Source organism: Streptomyces humidus, assembly GCF_014649655.1.
GTDB lineage: Bacteria > Actinomycetota > Actinomycetes > Streptomycetales > Streptomycetaceae > Streptomyces > Streptomyces humidus.
On the sequence record NZ_BMTL01000006.1, the window covers coordinates 263716 to 278866 of the forward strand.

Annotated in this window: 13 protein-coding genes and 1 tRNA gene; 10 read left to right on the plus strand and 4 right to left on the minus strand. The window is 71.7% G+C overall.

The genetic code is table 11. The features are described from left to right. Nucleotides 1–46 precede the first annotated feature (46 nt). Nucleotides 47–871 carry a GNAT family N-acetyltransferase gene (locus IE239_RS09215; protein ID WP_190148784.1) on the plus strand — a complete coding sequence of 275 codons (825 nt, stop codon included), beginning with the start codon at nt 47–49 and terminating at the stop codon, nt 869–871. 120 nt (nt 872–991) lie between these two features. Here the strand turns inward: IE239_RS09215 and IE239_RS09220 are convergent, their stop codons facing one another. Beyond that, on the minus strand, nt 992–1612 hold the full coding sequence (locus tag IE239_RS09220) for a DsbA family protein (protein WP_229877957.1): 621 nt from the start codon (nt 1610–1612) through the stop codon (nt 992–994). A 280-nt stretch (nt 1613–1892) separates the two neighbouring features. On the opposite strand from IE239_RS09220, the gene IE239_RS09225 reads away from it, so the two are divergent. Continuing rightward, nucleotides 1893–2342: a hypothetical protein gene (locus IE239_RS09225; protein WP_190148786.1), complete on the plus strand. Its 450-nt coding sequence runs from the start codon at nt 1893–1895 to the stop codon at nt 2340–2342. 202 nt (nt 2343–2544) lie between these two features. Next, nucleotides 2545–2697: a hypothetical protein gene (locus IE239_RS09230; RefSeq protein WP_190148787.1), complete on the plus strand. Its 153-nt coding sequence runs from the start codon at nt 2545–2547 to the stop codon at nt 2695–2697. Nucleotides 2698–2781: 84 nt separating this feature from the next. Here IE239_RS09230 and IE239_RS09235 read toward each other — a convergent pair whose 3' ends face one another. Further along, complete coding sequence (locus tag IE239_RS09235; protein WP_190148788.1) at nt 2782–3342, minus strand: CGNR zinc finger domain-containing protein; 561 nt, start codon at nt 3340–3342, stop codon at nt 2782–2784. A 273-nt stretch (nt 3343–3615) separates the two neighbouring features. Then, the gene (locus IE239_RS09240) at nt 3616–4029 is read right to left on the minus strand and encodes an SsgA family sporulation/cell division regulator (protein WP_004002642.1); all 414 of its coding nucleotides are present in this window, start codon (nt 4027–4029) and stop codon (nt 3616–3618) included. A gap of 191 nt (nt 4030–4220) precedes the next feature. Here IE239_RS09240 and IE239_RS09245 point away from each other — a divergent pair, with 191 nt between their 5' ends. The 7 genes from IE239_RS09245 (at nt 4221) to IE239_RS09275 (ending at nt 12739) form a co-directional block, all read left to right on the plus strand. Beyond that, entirely contained in the window at nt 4221–4682 is a 462-nt protein-coding gene (locus tag IE239_RS09245; protein WP_190148789.1) for a TIGR02611 family protein, read from the plus strand. A gap of 90 nt (nt 4683–4772) precedes the next feature. Further along, a tRNA-Val gene (locus IE239_RS09250) sits at nt 4773–4844 on the plus strand. Nucleotides 4845–6159: 1315 nt separating this feature from the next. Beyond that, a complete protein-coding gene (locus IE239_RS09255) occupies nt 6160–7449 on the plus strand; it encodes an ABC transporter substrate-binding protein (RefSeq protein WP_190148790.1) in 1290 nt (429 codons plus the stop codon). A 14-nt stretch (nt 7450–7463) separates the two neighbouring features. Then, nucleotides 7464–8420 (plus strand): carbohydrate ABC transporter permease, encoded by a 957-nt coding sequence (locus tag IE239_RS09260; RefSeq protein WP_190148791.1) that lies wholly within the window; start codon nt 7464–7466, stop codon nt 8418–8420. After that, nucleotides 8417–9292 (plus strand): carbohydrate ABC transporter permease, encoded by an 876-nt coding sequence (locus tag IE239_RS09265; RefSeq protein ID WP_190148792.1) that lies wholly within the window; start codon nt 8417–8419, stop codon nt 9290–9292. The genes IE239_RS09260 and IE239_RS09265 overlap by 4 nt, the downstream gene beginning before the upstream one ends. Before the next feature lie 10 nt (nt 9293–9302). Further along, entirely contained in the window at nt 9303–9902 is a 600-nt protein-coding gene (locus tag IE239_RS09270; RefSeq protein WP_190148793.1) for a hypothetical protein, read from the plus strand. Nucleotides 9903–10003: 101 nt separating this feature from the next. Continuing rightward, on the plus strand, nt 10004–12739 hold the full coding sequence (locus tag IE239_RS09275; protein ID WP_190148794.1) for an exo-rhamnogalacturonan lyase family protein: 2736 nt from the start codon (nt 10004–10006) through the stop codon (nt 12737–12739). A 7-nt stretch (nt 12740–12746) separates the two neighbouring features. Here IE239_RS09275 and IE239_RS09280 read toward each other — a convergent pair whose 3' ends face one another. Next, on the minus strand, nt 12747–15113 hold the full coding sequence (locus tag IE239_RS09280; protein WP_190148795.1) for an SCO7613 C-terminal domain-containing membrane protein: 2367 nt from the start codon (nt 15111–15113) through the stop codon (nt 12747–12749). Between the last annotated feature and the right edge of the window lie 38 nt (nt 15114–15151).

The window sequence follows — 15151 nt, forward strand, 5'->3', positions numbered from 1 at the left end:
GGAAAACCGGCTGCCTTCCGGCCCGGCACGGGGTAGAACACCTCTGATGACCACGACCCTGCGGCCGACCGAGCCGCTGCAACGCGCCGCCGACGGAGCGCTGTCGCGCCACTACCAGGTGTGCGTCAACAGCCGTCCCGTCGGCGAGGTCCGCCTTTCCACGTCCCCCGACTTCGGTCCCGGCGTCGCCCGCCTCGCCGACCTGCGCATCGAGGAGCGGGATCGGGGCCGGGGCCGGGGCACGGTGGCGGCGCTGGCCGCCGAGGAGGTGGCCCGCGGCTGGGGCTGCACCCGGATCGAGCTCAGGGCGCCGGCCGACGCGGGGGCCGCGCTGCGCCTGGCGACGGCGCTCGGCTACGTCCACCGCAACCGCGGTATGGAGAAGACCCTCGGCACCACCGCGCCCGCCCTGCCCGACGGCAGCCTGGGCCGGCCCATGACGGAAGCCGAGTTCGGGCCCTGGCTGGAGCAGGCCCTGGCCGGCTATGCCCGGGAGTGGCGCGACCGCGGAGTGCCCGGGGACGAGGCGTGGGCCAGATCGCGGCGGGACCACGAGCGGCTGCTGCCGCAGGGCCTGGCGACGCCGGACACGCTGATCAGCATCCTGGAGCACGAAGGCGAACCGGTCGGCTTCCTCTGGGTGTCGGTGGCCGACGACAAGGCGTTCGTCTTCGACGTCGAGACCGACGAGGCCCACCGGGGCCGCGGCCACGGCCGTTCCCTGATGCTGCTGGCCGAAGCGCAGGCGATCGGGAACGGCAGGCCGGTCCTCGGCCTCAACGTGTTCGCCGGCAACACCCCGGCCGAGCGGCTGTACGAGTCGCTCGGGTACGTGCCGGTCGGCTACTCGATGTACAAGAGCCTGCTCTGAGACACCGCCCGGCCGGGCGATCGGCCCGCCGACCGGGCGACGGGTCCGCCTGTCGGCCGGGGGCGGGGCGGGCGGTCCTCCTGCCGGCAGTCCGGCCGGCCGCCCTCGCCCTGCCGGGTGTCAGGCCTGTTCGGACAGCAGCCGGTCGGTGATCTCCTCGATCCGCCGGCGCAGCCCCTCCTGGGTCTTGCCGCCGTCCAGCCGCTCGCCGCCGATGACGTACGTCGGGGTCCCGGTCACGCCGATCGCCTTGCCCTCGGCCTGGTCGGCGTCCACGATCAGGATGTGCCGGCCGTCGATCAGGGCGGTGTCGAACTCCTCGGCGTCCAGGCCCAGTTCGTCGGCGACTTCGACCAGGAAGGGTTCACCCCTACGGTCCAGCTCCTCGACCCGGCCCAGCACGGCCTCGACGTAGGACCACCCCTGTCCCTGCTCCAGCGCCTCCTCGGCCGCCTGCGCGGCAGCGAAGGCGTGCTTGTGCTTCTCCAAGGGGAAGTGCCGCAGCCGCAGCTCCAGCCGGTCGCCGTAGCGGTCGCGCAGGGCGCGCAGATCGTCGAGCGCGCCACGGCAGTCGGGGCACTGCAGCTCGCACCAGACGTCGAGGACGACGGCCCGGGCAGGCCCCGGGGCGGGTGCGGCCGACGTCGGTGCGACGGGGGAGGAGGATCCGGTGGCGGCGGTGGATCCGGTGGATCCGGAGGAGACGGGGGAGGCCGAGGGGGTCGGGGGCGAGTCGCTCATGGGGCCAGTCTCCCAGCCCCTGCCCGGCCGCCCCCATCCGGACCCGAGGGTCACCCGCGCGCCGGTGTCGGGCGGGAGCCCGGGGCCCGACCAGGGGCGAGCCGGTACGACGCCTGCGGAGGAGCCGACCCGGAGATGTCCCTGATGTCCGGCCGGAGCATGGCCCGAGAGGCGCGCGCAGGTGCAGGATGGAGGGGACAGGGAAGGCGCGAGGAGCCTGCCACGGCCGTGCTGCCGAGTCCTCCGATCGCGCCCCGATGAGTTACGCCTGGAGGACCGGATGATTGCCGAGACCGTCTGTTCCGCCGTCGCCGCGGCCGGCTTGGGCATCGCAGCGGTCACGGCCTATCGGAAGCGCTTCCTGAGCGCGGCCCGTATCGCGGCCTACTCCCTCGTGCCGCTCGGTCTGGTGATGACGGGCGCGGTCGGATGGGTCGCCGACACCGCCTTCAGCCCCACCGCCTGGGCGGGCTTCGTCGTGCTCGCCGGGGCCTGGGCCCTCTTCGCCACCACCCGGGCCGTGGAGCGCCGCCGCGGCGGCACCCGCAAGGAGCGCCGGGCCGCGGCCAGGGCCGCGCGGGCGGACGACGCGGTGGCCCCCGCCGCCTCGGCGCCCTCCCTCGGTCAGCCCTCCCGCCCGGCGTCCCGGCCCGCGGCCGCCCCCAGGACCACCGGCGGCTCCGAGGACTTCAGCGACATCGAGGCCATCCTCAAGAAGCACGGCATATGAAGCGGCGGTGGAGGCGGACACAGTGAGCGGCCTCGCCCGAACCACGGCAGGCGGGGCCGGCCCCGAAACGACACAGTCGGCCCGCGCGTGCGCGGAAATGATCACGGCCTGAAACCGACGTCACGGATTCCGGCGAACTCCCGCTCAATCCGTGCGTGTTGATCGCGCAAGGGGTGCTGCCTGCGTCATCATCGCCCGCGAGATGCTGGACACGACACAGAGCGACTCCGCGCCGCCTCAGGACGAGCCGCGCGGGTGCCTCTTCGCCCTTTCCCAGCCACCGCTGATGATCTTCCTTGCGGTGATCGGGTGTCTGCTGCTCATGGCTTCGCTGCATGACCTGCTGCTGCTGTGAGCCGTACCCGCGGTCCCCGGCGTCACCCGCCGGGGCCCGTCGGCATCGAGCGGCCTTCCGGCATCCCCCTGCGCGGCGAGATCCTCAGCCCGCGGCCTCCTTGCGGCGCGCCCGGTAGGCGGCCACATGCAGGCGGTTGCCGCAGGTGCGGCTGTCGCAGTACCGGCGGGACCTGTTGCGTGAGAGGTCGACGAAGGCACGCCGGCAGTCCGGAGCCTCGCACCGCCGCAGCCTTTCCTGCTCCCCGGCCACCACGAAGAACGCCAGCGCCATCCCGCAGTCGGCCGCCAGGTGGTCGGCGACGGACGCGCCGGGCGCGAAATAGTGCACATGCCAGTCGTAGCCGTCGTGGTCGGTGAGACGGGGGGTGGTGCCCGCGGCTGCCACGAGGTCGTTGATCAGTCCGGCCGCGACCCGTGGGTCCGTCGCTGCGAAGATCCCCGCGAAGCGCCCACGAATCTTGCGCACGGCCGACAGGTCGAACTCGGAGAGCACGCCGACGTCGCTTATTTCGTGCTTTCGCACGAAGTCCTCGAGGGCGGCGACATCCGGCAGCGCGTCCGGGGTCGTGCCGTCCTCCGGGGCGGTGTTCACCAGATCGACCACGGTGTCGAGCGCACACCGGGTGTCGTGGGTGATCAGCACGTTTCGCTCCCTGGCCTGGAGGTCGGGCGGGTGCCCGCCGATGCTGGCCGATGGTAGCCGCACCGGGCCGCCGAACCACCGCCGATCGGGACCCGGATTCGGGCGCCCGGGAACCACGGACGCCCGGGAGAGCTCCCCAGGGCGGCCGCGGACACGCCGACGCCGCCCCACGGCAGCCCGTGGCGCGGCGTCGGCCATGCCCTATGCGGTTGTATCCAGCCCGAACCGTCTCCCCGAGTGGACGGCGCCGGGCGGCTCGGTGTGAGCCTCGCCCTAGCTCTCCGCCAGGATGTGCGAGAGCTCTTGGTCGAGATCGAAGTGCCGGTGTTCCGTGCCGGGAGGCACGGCGGCGTCCGTCCGCTTCAGGAAGGACTCCAGGGCCCGCGCCGGGGCCTCGAGGAGCGCTTCGCCCTCAGGAGAGCTCAGGGCGATGCAGACGACACCCTGACCGTGGCTGCGCGACGGCCAGACACGGACGTCGCCGGTGCCGGTGGGCCGGTGCAGGCCTTCGGCCAGGAGGTCGCGGGCGAACACCCACTCGACGGTCTCTTCGGCTCCGGTGTGGAAGGTGGCGTGCACGGCGTAGGGGTCGGCCGTGTCGTACCGCAGGCCTGCGGGGACAGGCAGGGAGGACTCGCTCGACACAACGAGGCGCAGGTGCAGCTCGCAGCTGACCGTGGTGTTCATAAGCGCCAGGGCCTTTCGCTCAGTGTGCGCTCGGGGATTCGCACGTCGGCGAAATCGACATGCCACCTACGGTGCCGTTGTAAACCCCTCTGCGTGTTTTGCGTGCCTTTACGTAACTCTTCCGGCCGACAGCTCGTTCGCGTAGTGCCACCATTCCGGTGACCGGAATCTCTCGGGTAGGGTCTGGCTGTATGAATACGGGGAGTGACGAGTCCGGCGACGCGGTCGTGGCGGCGGACGGGGCGAAACCGGACGGAGCGGTGCGGGAACAGGACGGACAGGGGCTCGGCTCCAGGGCTCCCGAATTCGTCAAGGCGCGCCGTGTGCTGCACCTGAGCTGGCAGGTCGGCGTCTTCGTGCTCGGCCTCGCCGTGGTGGGCGCCGGCATCGTCATGCTGCCGCTCCCCGGCCCCGGCTGGGTCGTGATCTTCGGCGGCATGGCGATCTGGGCGACCGAGTTCGTCTGGGCCCAGCTGGTGCTCCGCTGGACCAAGCGCAAGGTCACCGAGGCGGCCCAGCGTGCCCTGGACCCGAAGGTCCGGCGCCGCAACATCATCCTGACCTCGATCGGCCTGGTGGTCATCGGTGCGCTGCTGGGGGTCTACCTGTGGAAGTTCGGCCTGGAGATGCCCTGGAAGATCAAGGATCAGTGATCCGCGGCGGCCTGGGCGCCGGGACCTCCGTCCGCCTCTGTACATGGTCACAGTCACCCCCTGACATGGGGTAATGTTCTTCCTGCGTCCGGGCGATTAGCTCAGTGGGAGAGCGCTTCGTTCACACCGAAGAGGTCACTGGTTCGAACCCAGTATCGCCCACCCGGAACGTCGGGCCGTCTGCGAGAACGCAGACGGCCCGACGTCGTTCGCGGCCGCTCATGCCTGACGGCCACACACAGGAACCCGCGGGACGGTCCCCTCTCTGCGGCTTGTGCGGCTCGCGTGCCGCCCATGCGTCCCGTCGCGGCCCGTGGCCCGCGGCTCTCGCAGTTCCCACAACCTGACTACCGCGGCGGTCGTGGCCTGTGGGGCCACGGGGGCTCCTGTGGCCAGCCTCGCGCCCTCTCTCGCCCCTCGCCCCGCTCCGGACGGCTTCGGCGGACGGCCCTTACCGGCCTCCCCGCGGCGGTGGCGGCGGATGTCGGCGGCCCCTCCCGTCGGTCCGGGTGGGCGAGGTCTTCCGGGTGCCGCATCGGCTCCGGCGGCTGATCCTGCTAGCCTCCCGCCGGCTCTGGCGGCGGGTGCTGCGACCTCCCGCCGGCTCTGGCGACGGGTGCCGCGACCTCTCCCGTGGGGCCTGGCCGGCGGCTCTCCCGGCATTCCCGTCGGCCGCTCTTCCTGGCGTTCCCGTCGGCTCCTGCGCGCGGTTCCACCGGCCCCTTCGCCGCCCCTTCGCCGGCCCCTTCGTCGGTCCCTGTGACCTGGTCCGTCTCCGTCGACCTCTGCCGTCCGGCCCCGCCGTCCCCTCGACGGCCCTGTGGCTGGTCAGCAGCGCCCCTGTGACCTTCCGCGCGCCGTTGCTCCTCGCGCGGGGCGCCGACGGTGCGCGAAGCCTGCGACGTGCCCCGTCGTGCCCCGTGCCGCCTTCCGTCGGATCCCCGCCCCGAGGGTCCCGTGCCTCCCAGCGTGATCCGGAGCGCCTCCTTGGCCGACCTCCGGCTTGCTTGTTCGACCCCCACCCCCAGAACGTCCCTGGAGTTCACCTCTCCCCGACGAACCCGCCCCCCGTACGCTCCGTCACCCTCACCGTCCGCCCTTGCGTGCCGCCCTCACCACCGCCCCCCCGTTCCACTGGCCGCGTCGCTGGCGGACCGTCAGTTTCAGTCCTGTTCGCGGTCCTTGCTTCCCGGTCAAGGTCAACCATCTTTCTCCAGAAGGTTTTCGGCAGTGCGGTACTCGCGTGCCAAGCCTGATCTTCTGTTCGATGCGCCGAACGGATGCCTCTCACCAGGTAGTTCACCCCCGGGAGGGCGTCGAACTGTCCGGGTGTGGCCGCCCCGCCGCGGAGTCGGCGCGCAAGAAATTCCTGTCCGAATCATTGACGCTCTCTCAACCCCCTCGTACCTTGTGCCAGCAAGCGCTTTCTTGAAACGATTCATGCAAGCGGCAACGACGCTGCGGGGAGGGCCCGACTGTGGGAACCGGCAGGAATGTTGAGAGGCGAACGATCCTCAAGGCCGCGGGGGCGACGGCGGCCACGCTGGGCCTGGCCACGACCACCGGGTGCGGGGGAGACAGCGGGACTTCCGCGGACGGGACGGTGACGATCCGTTACGCGTGGTGGGGCGGCGAGCCGCGCACCATCGCCATCAAGAAGACGATCGCGCTCTTCGAGAAGAAGTATCCGAAGATCAAGATCAAGCCCGAATTCACCGACTACGAGGCGTTCTGGGAGAAGTTCCAGACCCAGGCCTCCGGTGGGAATCCGCCGGACGTCTTCCAGAATGCGGTCGGCTTTCTGCGTAAGTACGACAAGCGCGGTGTTCTGATGGATCTCAAGGCGCAGGCGGACGCGGGGAATCTGAAGCTGGAGAACTTCCGCAACGGTGTTCTGGCGAACGGTCAGGTCGACGGCAAGCAGATCGGCATACCCGTCGGCGCCAACACCATGGCGCTGGTGATCGACCAGAAGGCTTTCAAGCGGGCGGGCGTCGAGGCGAAGTTCGGCTGGACCTGGACCGAGTACTTCGCCGCGCTGCAGACGATCCAGGACAAGCTGAAGATCGCCGGCGACACGGGCTACTTCGCGATCATGTACCTCTACGACCTCTACCTGCGGCAGAACGGCAAGGCCTTCTTCACCGACTCCGCTCTCGGTTTCACCGAGGAAGACGTGACCCAGTGGTGGGAGGACGGCTACAAACGCGTCAAGTCCGGGCTCGTCGCCGACCCGAAGAAGATCGAGCAGGCCAAGCCGAAGTCGGGACTCTCGGCGGGCCTCGCCGCGTCCGAATTCACCTGGGACAACTTCTCCATCCGTTACCAGGGCGAGGGCGATTCGGACTACGGGCTCGCGCCGATTCCCACCACGGACGGCAAGAACACCGGCCAGTACCTCGGCTCGCTGATGCTGAGCGCCTTCTCCGGGACCAAGCACCCGAAGGAAGCGGCCCAGTTCATCGACTTCATGGTGCACGACCCCGAGGTCGGCAAGATCATGGGCTACGACCGCGGCATCCTCGCCACCACCGAGCAGTACGACGCCTTCAAGCCGGCGGACGCGCAGAACAAGGGCGTCGCGGCCTACGAGGACGAGGTCGCCAAGGCGGGCGTGCTGGGGAAGATCACTCCGCACCCGTCCGGCGCGGACGTCATCGAGGCGGCCTTCCTGCGCATCGGCGGTGAGGTCGCCCAGGGCAAGACCAAGCCGGCCGACGCCGCGAAGGCGCTGTTCAGTGAGGCCAAGGCCGCGTTCGCGGGCTGAGGGGACGTACCGCCATGACGCTCGTCAAGGAAGCGCCCGCCCGCCCGGCGAAGAAGCGGTCCGCCGCTCCGGTCGCCGGGCGGCGCGGGCGGCGGCGCGAGAACCTCGCCGGCTATCTCTTCATGTCGCCGTGGATCGCGGGGTTCCTGCTGCTCACGGCCGGGCCGATGATCGCCTCGCTGTACTACGCGTTCACCAGCTACAACCTGTTCACGCCGCCCCGGTGGGTGGGGCTCGACAACTTCACCACGATGTTCCAGGACCCGCGCTGGCAGAAGTCGGTGCAGGTCACGCTGAAATACGTCGTCGTGGCCACACCGCTGAAGCTGCTCCTCGCACTAGGGGTGGCGCTGCTGCTCGCGCAGAAACGGCGCGGACAGGTCCTGTACCGGGCCGCGTTCTACCTGCCGTCGCTCATCGGGGCCAGCGTCTCCGTGGGCTTCGTGTGGCGGGCGCTGTTCTCCGACGACGCCGTGGTCGACCGTGCGCAGAAGGTCTTCGGGCTCGACGTGGGCGGCTGGATCGGCAATCCGGACTACGTCCTCTACGCGCTGGTGGCGCTGAGCATCTGGCAGTTCGGGGCGCCCATGGTGATCTTCCTGGCGGGTCTCAAGCAGGTGCCGCAGGAGCTCTACGAGGCCGCCGAGATGGACGGAGCCGGCCCCCTCCGGCGGTTCTGGAACATCACGCTGCCGATGATCTCCCCGGTTCTCTTCTTCAACGTGCTGCTGGAGTCGATCCACGCGTTCCAGGTGTTCGGCTCGGCGTACGTCGTCTCCGACACCCGGTGCGGGCCGGCGGACGCCACTCTCGTCTACACCTGTTACCTGTACCAGAAGGGCTTCAAGGAGGCCCAGATGGGCTTCGCCTCCGCGATGGCCTGGACGCTGGTGGTGGCGGTGGCGCTGGTCACGGCGGTGCTGTTCTGGTCGCAGAAGAAGTGGGTGCACTACGAGGAGGCCGCCAAGTGACCACAGCCACCACTCCGGTCGCGCGGGCCGCGAACGAGCGGCGCCGCATCGGGTCCGTCGCCTGGCACCTGGGCGCGCTGCTCGTGCTCGCGGTCGTCCTCTACCCGGTGATCTGGGTGCTCGGCGCCTCGTTCAAGCCGAGCAAGGACATCATCGCCAGCCTCGACCTGCTGCCGGCCAGACCGGTCTGGGCGAACTTCTCCGGGCTCGCCGACGGCATCTCCGGGATCTCCATCGGCAGCTTCTTCACCAACTCGCTGATGTACGCCGTCCTGGCCGTGGTCGGTGTGGTGCTGTCCAGCTCGCTGACGGCGTACGCCTTCGCCAAGATCCGGTTCGCCGGGCGGAACCTGCTGTTCACGCTGATGATCGGCACGCTGCTGCTGCCGTACCACGTCCTGCTCATCCCGCAGTACGTGCTGTTCCGCAACCTCGGCTACATCGACACGCTCGTACCGCTCGTGGCGGGCAAGTTCCTGGCCACGGAGGCGTTCTTCGTCTTCCTGATGGTGCAGTTCATGCGCGGGCTGCCGCGCGAGCTGGACGAGGCGGCCCGGCTCGACGGGTGCGGGCACCTGAGGACCTACTGGTCCATCGTGCTGCCGCTGAGCCGTCCCGCGATCATCACCAGCGCCATCTTCGCCTTCATCAACGCGTGGAACGACTTCATGGGCCCGTTGATCTACCTCAACACCCCCTCCAAGTACACCGTCTCGCTCGGTCTGATGATGTTCCGCGACCAGGAGGGCATCTCCGACTACGGCAGCATGATCGCGATGTCGCTGGTGGCGCTCGTCCCGGTCATCGCCTTCTTCATGGCCTTCCAACGCCACCTCATCGACGGTATGGCGACCTCCGGACTGAAGGGCTGAGGCGGTCACCATGACGCAGGCACGAGTGAAGGCCCGCCCCGTGCGCAGGGAGCCGGTGTTCGGCGAGCGCTTCGCCGTCTTCGCCGAGTGCCTGCTCACCGGAGTGTGGATCGCGGTGGCCTGCCTCGGGGTCGTCACCTACCCCGCGGCCTTCGCCGCGGGCGCACGGCATCTGCGGCGTCGTACGACCGGCCGGGACGGCGGTCTGCGGGACTTCGCCGCGGACTTCCGGGCGGCCGTGCGCGGCGGCTGGGCCGTCGGGCTCGCCGGCTGGGCGGCGGCCGCCGCCGTCTCGGTGGACGTCCTGGTCTCGCGGGCCGGGCTTCCCGGCGGTCCGTTCGCCGGGGCCGTGGGCGTCTTCGCGCTGATCGGGCTCGCCGTGGCCCTGCTGCGGGCGGCGGCCGGCTGGACGCCCGGCTCCCGCTGGCGGGCGCTGCTCGCGGACGCCGGACGGCGTACCCTTCGCGACCCCGCCGGGTCCTTCCTGATCGTCTGCGGGCTCGCCGTCGTCGCCCTGTCCGCCTGGTTCCTCCCGCTGCTGGCGGTCCCCGCCCTCGGGACCGTCGCCGCGGCGGCCGTCGCCGTCGAGGTGCGGTACCGGCGCCGCTGACGGCGGTTCCCCCGTCCAGGGCCGGCGACCCGGCCTCGTATTGCTGTCATGCCCCTGATCACCCCGCTGCGTATGCCGCACGGAAAGGAAGGCTGCATCCCATGTCTCCCATCCCCCGCAGGTCCCTGCTCAAGGCGGCGGCCGTCGCCGGCGCCGCCGCGCAGTTCAGCTGGGTCCCCGGAGCCAAGGACGCCGAGGCCGCGCCGGGAGCCGCGGCGGCGGACACCGACCCCGTCACCCTGGACTGGCTGGAGGACGGCGGCCTCGGCGCCGCCCCCGGCTCTACCCTGGGCGTGCCCTGGCCCATGGGCGCCTACCAGGAGGACCAGACCTTCGCGCTGACCGACGCCGACGGCAAGGACGTCCCCGTCCAGTCCTGGCCGATCGCCTACTGGCCCGACGGCTCCCTGAAGTGGACCGCCCACGCCGTGAGTTCGGGTTCCGGCAAGCTCACCCTCGCCGCCGGCGTCCCCGCCGCCCCCGCCCGGAAGGTCACCGTCGACCGGCGCGGCGGCACCATCGACGTCTCGACGGGCGTCATCACGGCGAAGATCGGCACCTCGGGCTCCACCATCGTCAAGTCCGTCACCCGCGGCTCCACCGAGATCGCCAGGAACGGCCGGCTGGTGCTGATCCGCCAGCCCGAGATCGAGGACGAGGACCAGGGCGCCGTCAGGACCGAGCGCTTCGAGGGGGTCGTCGGCGGCGTCACCGTAGAGCAGTCGGGCCCGGTCCGCGCGGTCGTCCGCATCGACGGCAAACACCGCAAGGGCAGCCGCAGCTGGCTGCCCTTCTCCGTCCGCCTCTACTTCTACGCGGGCGCCGACTCCTTCCGCATGGTGCACACCATCACCTACGACGGGAAGCAGGAGCCCGGCAAGGCGAGCGGCGACTTCATCCGCGGCCTCGGCGTCCGCTTCACCGTCCCCATGCGCGACGAGTCCTACGACCGGCACATCCGGATCGGCGGCGAGGGCGCCGGTCTGCTGCGCGAGGCGGTCAAGGGCGTCACCGGACTGCGCCGCGACCCGGGCGCGGCGGTCCAGGCGGCCCAGTACGCGGGCCGGAAGCTGCCCGACCCGTCCACCTGGGACCAGCGCGTGACCACCCGGCTCCAGTACATCCCGGAGTGGGGGGACTACACCCTCGCGCAGCTCTCCGCCGACGGCTTCACGCTGCGCAAGCGCACCAAGAAGGGCCACGGCTGGATCGGCGCCGGCGGCGGCAGACGGGCCTCCGGCTTCGGGTACGTCGGCGGCGTCGGCGGCGGGTTCTCCTTCGGCCTGCGGGACTTCTGGGAGAAGCACCCCGCCCAGCTCGACGTCCGCGACGCCCACACCGACGAGGCCGAGGTCACCCTCTGGCTCTGGTCGCCCGAGGCGCAGCCGATGGACCTGCGCTTCTACCACGACGGCATGGGCCAGGACACCTACCCCGAACAGCTCGAAGGCCTCAACATCACCTACGAGGACCACGAGCCCGGATTCGGCACCCCGTACGGCATCGCCCGCACCTCCGAACTGCTCTTCTGGGCCAACGAGTCGACGCCGACGCCCGAGCAACTGGCCGCACAGGTCGAGGCCGTGCGCGTGCTCCCGCAGCTCGCGGCCCCGCCCCGGCAGCTCATCAGGTCCAAGGTCTTCGGCCCGGGCCTCTACTCCGAGCCCGACCGCTCCACCCCGGCCAAGGCCAGGATCGAGGACCACCTCGACTTCCTCTTCACCTACTACAAGGACCAGGTCGAGCAGCGCCGCTGGTACGGCTTCTGGGACTACGGCGACGTCATGCACACCTACGACGCCGTCCGGCACCAGTGGCGGTACGACATCGGCGGCTACGCCTGGGACAACTCCGAGCTGTCGCCGGACATCTGGCTCTGGATGGCGTACCTGCGGTCCGGCCGGGCGGACATCTTCCGCTTCGCCGAGGCGATGACCCGGCACACCGGCGAGGTCGACGTCTACCACCTCGGCCAGTGGGCGGGGCTGGGCACCCGGCACGGCGTCCAGCACTACGCCGACAGCGCCAAGCAGCAGCGCATCGCCAACACCACCTACCGCCGCTACTACTACTTCCTCACCGCCGACGAACGCGTCGGCGACCTCATGCACGCCAACGTCGACTCCGACGAGACGTTCCTCGCCCTGGACCCGCTGCGCAAGATCCGCACCGAGCCCTACACCCCCGACCGGCACGCCCTGTCGATCGGCTTCGGCACCGACTGGAGCGGACTGGTGTCGGCCTGGCTGACCGAGTGGGAACGCAGAGGCCCCAAGTGGGAGAAGGCCAGGGCCCGCGTGCTGTCGACGATGGAGACGATCGCCGACCAGCCCAACGGCTTCGTCCAGGGCAGCGGCCTGTACGACCTGGACACCGGCAGATTCGCCGTCGCCACCGCCCCGGTGGTCGGAGTCTCCCACCTGTCGGCGGTCTTCGGGCTGAACGAGCTGTGCGCCGAACTCATCCACCTGGTCGACATGCCGAAGTTCAACGAGGCCTACTTCGACTACTGCCGCTACTTCAACGCCACCAAGGCGGAACAGGCGGCCCGTTACGGCTCCCACTTCGGCACCCTGCTGCTGTTCCAGGGCCACTCCCGCCTCGACGCCTACGCCGCCGTCCAGACCGGCGACGCGGCGCTCGCCAAGCGGGCGTGGACGAAGTTCTACAGCTCCGACGGCTACACCGAGTCCTCGCCGTGGAAGACGGAGCCGCTCAGCGGCCCCGCCACCCTGGTCGCGGGCAGCGAGGCCGCCTGGGTCTCGACCAACGACACCGCGCTCTACGGCCTCGCCGCCATCGAGAACCTGGCACTGCTCGGGGACAAGATGCCGTAGCGCACGGCTAGTTCATCCTTCCCAGGACGTCCCGCACCCGCCGGACATCCCGCAGCCGCTGCTCGTACGTCGCCCCGAGTGCGAGCAGCAGCAGTCCGGCGAGGGCGAGCGGCGCCCAGCGAGGGAGCGCGTCGGCCACCTGGACCAGATACGGGGCGAGTTCGTGCAGCGCGTCCAGCGTGAGGACCGAGCCGCCGAGCACGAGCGGGGCGCCCAGCCGATACCGGGCCCCCAGCAGGGTCAGCAGCAGCGCGGACACGCCCAGCAGCAGGGGCCGGGTCCACCCGGCGTCGCCCCAGGCGACGGCGAGGCTCGGCAGCAGCGTGGCCGTCAGACCGGGACCGTACGCGGTCCATGAGGAGGCCGCCGGGTCCCGGCGCCGGCGCAGGGCTCCGACGAGCAGCGCCGGGACCGTCACCGGGAGGGTGTACGCCTCCACGACCCCGACCTGCCAGGAAGTCAGCCGCACCCACGACGCCAGCACGAACAGCGCGACGGCCGCGTACCCGACGCCCCGCCGGTCCGGGCGTACCGCCGTGCCCGCGGCGATCACCGCGCACAGGGCCAGCACCAGGGCGAGCAGCGGCGGGTCGAACGCCGCGAGGCCGACTGCCAGCAGGCCCGCCGCGGCCCCGACCGCCTCCACCACCACGGTCGTCACCCGGTCGCCGGTCCGCGGGGCGACCAGCGCCGCGACCACGGGGACCACGAGCACCAGCAGGGCGATGTGCTCCGGCCGCCAGCCGGCGGCGGCGCCCGCGGCCGCGGCCAGTGCCGTGGCGCAGCCCAGGGACGCGCCGGCGGCCACGACGGCCGCCGCACGGCCGCGCCACGCGGCCCCCGCGAACATCGCGGTCAGCGCCGCGAGAACGGTGAGCGTCGCGGTCTCGGTGGCCAGGGAGAGGAAGGCGAGAGCGAGCGAGACGAGCAGCGCGACCCCGGTGGCCGTTCGCGTCGCCGTCGCCAGCAGCACGGCCACGACGGCTCCCGCCACGAACAGTGCCACGACGTAAGGGAGTTCCAGTGCGACGGGGACCACCAGCACCGCGGCGCACAGCAGTGCCGGCGCTGCGGCCCGCGCCTGCGGACGCCACTCGCCGTCCCGCACCGCCGTCGCCAGGACCACCGCGACGGCGCCGAGGAGCAGGGGAGCCGTGACGGCGTACGGGGGCCAGAAGGCGTCGACGGTCACCGCGGCGCGGGCGTCGGCAGGTGTCCCGGACCAGATGTGCCGCAGCCACGCCACAGGGCCCAGCAACGTGACGCCGACAGCCGGGACCGCCCACAGCACCGCCCCGGCCTGGACGAGACCGGAGGCCCAGGACACACCCCGGCGCACCGCCTCCGAACCCCGGGCCACGGCCAACAGCGCGATCCCGCACGCCAGATACCCGGGCGCCGCCCAGTCGCCGGGCGTCCACGCCCGCAGGACGCCGCCCAGAGCGGCGACCCCGCACAGCGCGCCGGCCAGCGCCCCGCCCGTCGCGAAACCGGGGTGCGGGGCGAACCGCGCCACGCCCAGGGCGATCGCCGCCGCGAGAACGAGAAGCGCCGCCGCACGGAGCGCCTCGCCCGGACCGGCCGCCTCCAGCGAAAGCCCGGCGGACACCAGCACGCCCCCGCCGCCGGCGGCGAACGCGCACACCACCGCGACCGTGAGCACCGGCGGCCGCGCGGTCCGCAGCGCGACCGCCGCGTCGAGCGCCGCCGTCAGCAGCACCGCCGCCGTGACCGCGTGCTCCCCGCCCCCGGCCGCGAACGCCCAGAGAGGCAGCGCGAACTGGGCGATCACCAGGGCGGCGGGGCGGGGCAGCCGCAGCGCGGCTGTGCCCGGCAGCGCGGCGAGCGTCGTGCCGTACGCCGCCCAGAGCGCCGCCAGCACCGTCGAGGCGGCCGCCGCGTACGTCGGGCCGTCCGCCGCGCCGAACGCGACCTCGTGCAGGGCGTAGGCGTCCAGCGCCGTCAGCGCGAGACCGAGACCCGCGACCGACTCGGCGGTCGAACGCAGTCCCCGACGCAGCAGTGCCAGGGGCGCGCCGAGCACCGCGAGCGTGACCGCGCCGAGCACCGCACTGCGCCCGGTGATCCCGAGGTGGCCCCAGCTGACCAGGGTGAAGACCATTGCCGCGACGGTGAGCAGGACCCCGCCGAGCAGCAGGAGAACGTTCTGCACGCCGGGGGCGGTGGTCTCGGGGCGGCGGGCCGGCGCCGCGGGCGGGTTCGGCCATCCCGGCGCGACCGGTGGCGCCGCCTGCTGGAGCACGGTGACCAACCAGGCGCGGCGGGCCAGCAAGTGGGCCCGGGCGGCGTCCAGTCGGCGCAGTTCGGCGTCGAGGAACCGCAGTTCCTCGGCCGGGGACGGAAAATGGGTCATGCCCCGGAGTGTGGCCCCGCCTCACGCCCGCCGGCATG

Excerpts from the sequence above, each read along its gene's own strand:
- IE239_RS09215 (WP_190148784.1), top strand. The coding sequence starts at position 47 with ATGACCACGACCCTGCGGCCGACCGAGCCGCTGCAACGCGCCGCCGAC.
- IE239_RS09220 (WP_229877957.1), bottom strand. The coding sequence starts at position 1,612 with ATGAGCGACTCGCCCCCGACCCCCTCGGCCTCCCCCGTCTCCTCCGGA.
- IE239_RS09225 (WP_190148786.1), top strand. The coding sequence starts at position 1,893 with ATGATTGCCGAGACCGTCTGTTCCGCCGTCGCCGCGGCCGGCTTGGGC.
- IE239_RS09230 (WP_190148787.1), top strand. The coding sequence starts at position 2,545 with ATGCTGGACACGACACAGAGCGACTCCGCGCCGCCTCAGGACGAGCCG.
- IE239_RS09240 (WP_004002642.1), bottom strand. The coding sequence starts at position 4,029 with ATGAACACCACGGTCAGCTGCGAGCTGCACCTGCGCCTCGTTGTGTCG.
- IE239_RS09245 (WP_190148789.1), top strand. The coding sequence starts at position 4,221 with ATGAATACGGGGAGTGACGAGTCCGGCGACGCGGTCGTGGCGGCGGAC.
- IE239_RS09260 (WP_190148791.1), top strand. The coding sequence starts at position 7,464 with ATGACGCTCGTCAAGGAAGCGCCCGCCCGCCCGGCGAAGAAGCGGTCC.
- IE239_RS09270 (WP_190148793.1), top strand. The coding sequence starts at position 9,303 with ATGACGCAGGCACGAGTGAAGGCCCGCCCCGTGCGCAGGGAGCCGGTG.
- IE239_RS09275 (WP_190148794.1), top strand. The coding sequence starts at position 10,004 with ATGTCTCCCATCCCCCGCAGGTCCCTGCTCAAGGCGGCGGCCGTCGCC.
- IE239_RS09280 (WP_190148795.1), bottom strand. The coding sequence starts at position 15,113 with ATGACCCATTTTCCGTCCCCGGCCGAGGAACTGCGGTTCCTCGACGCC.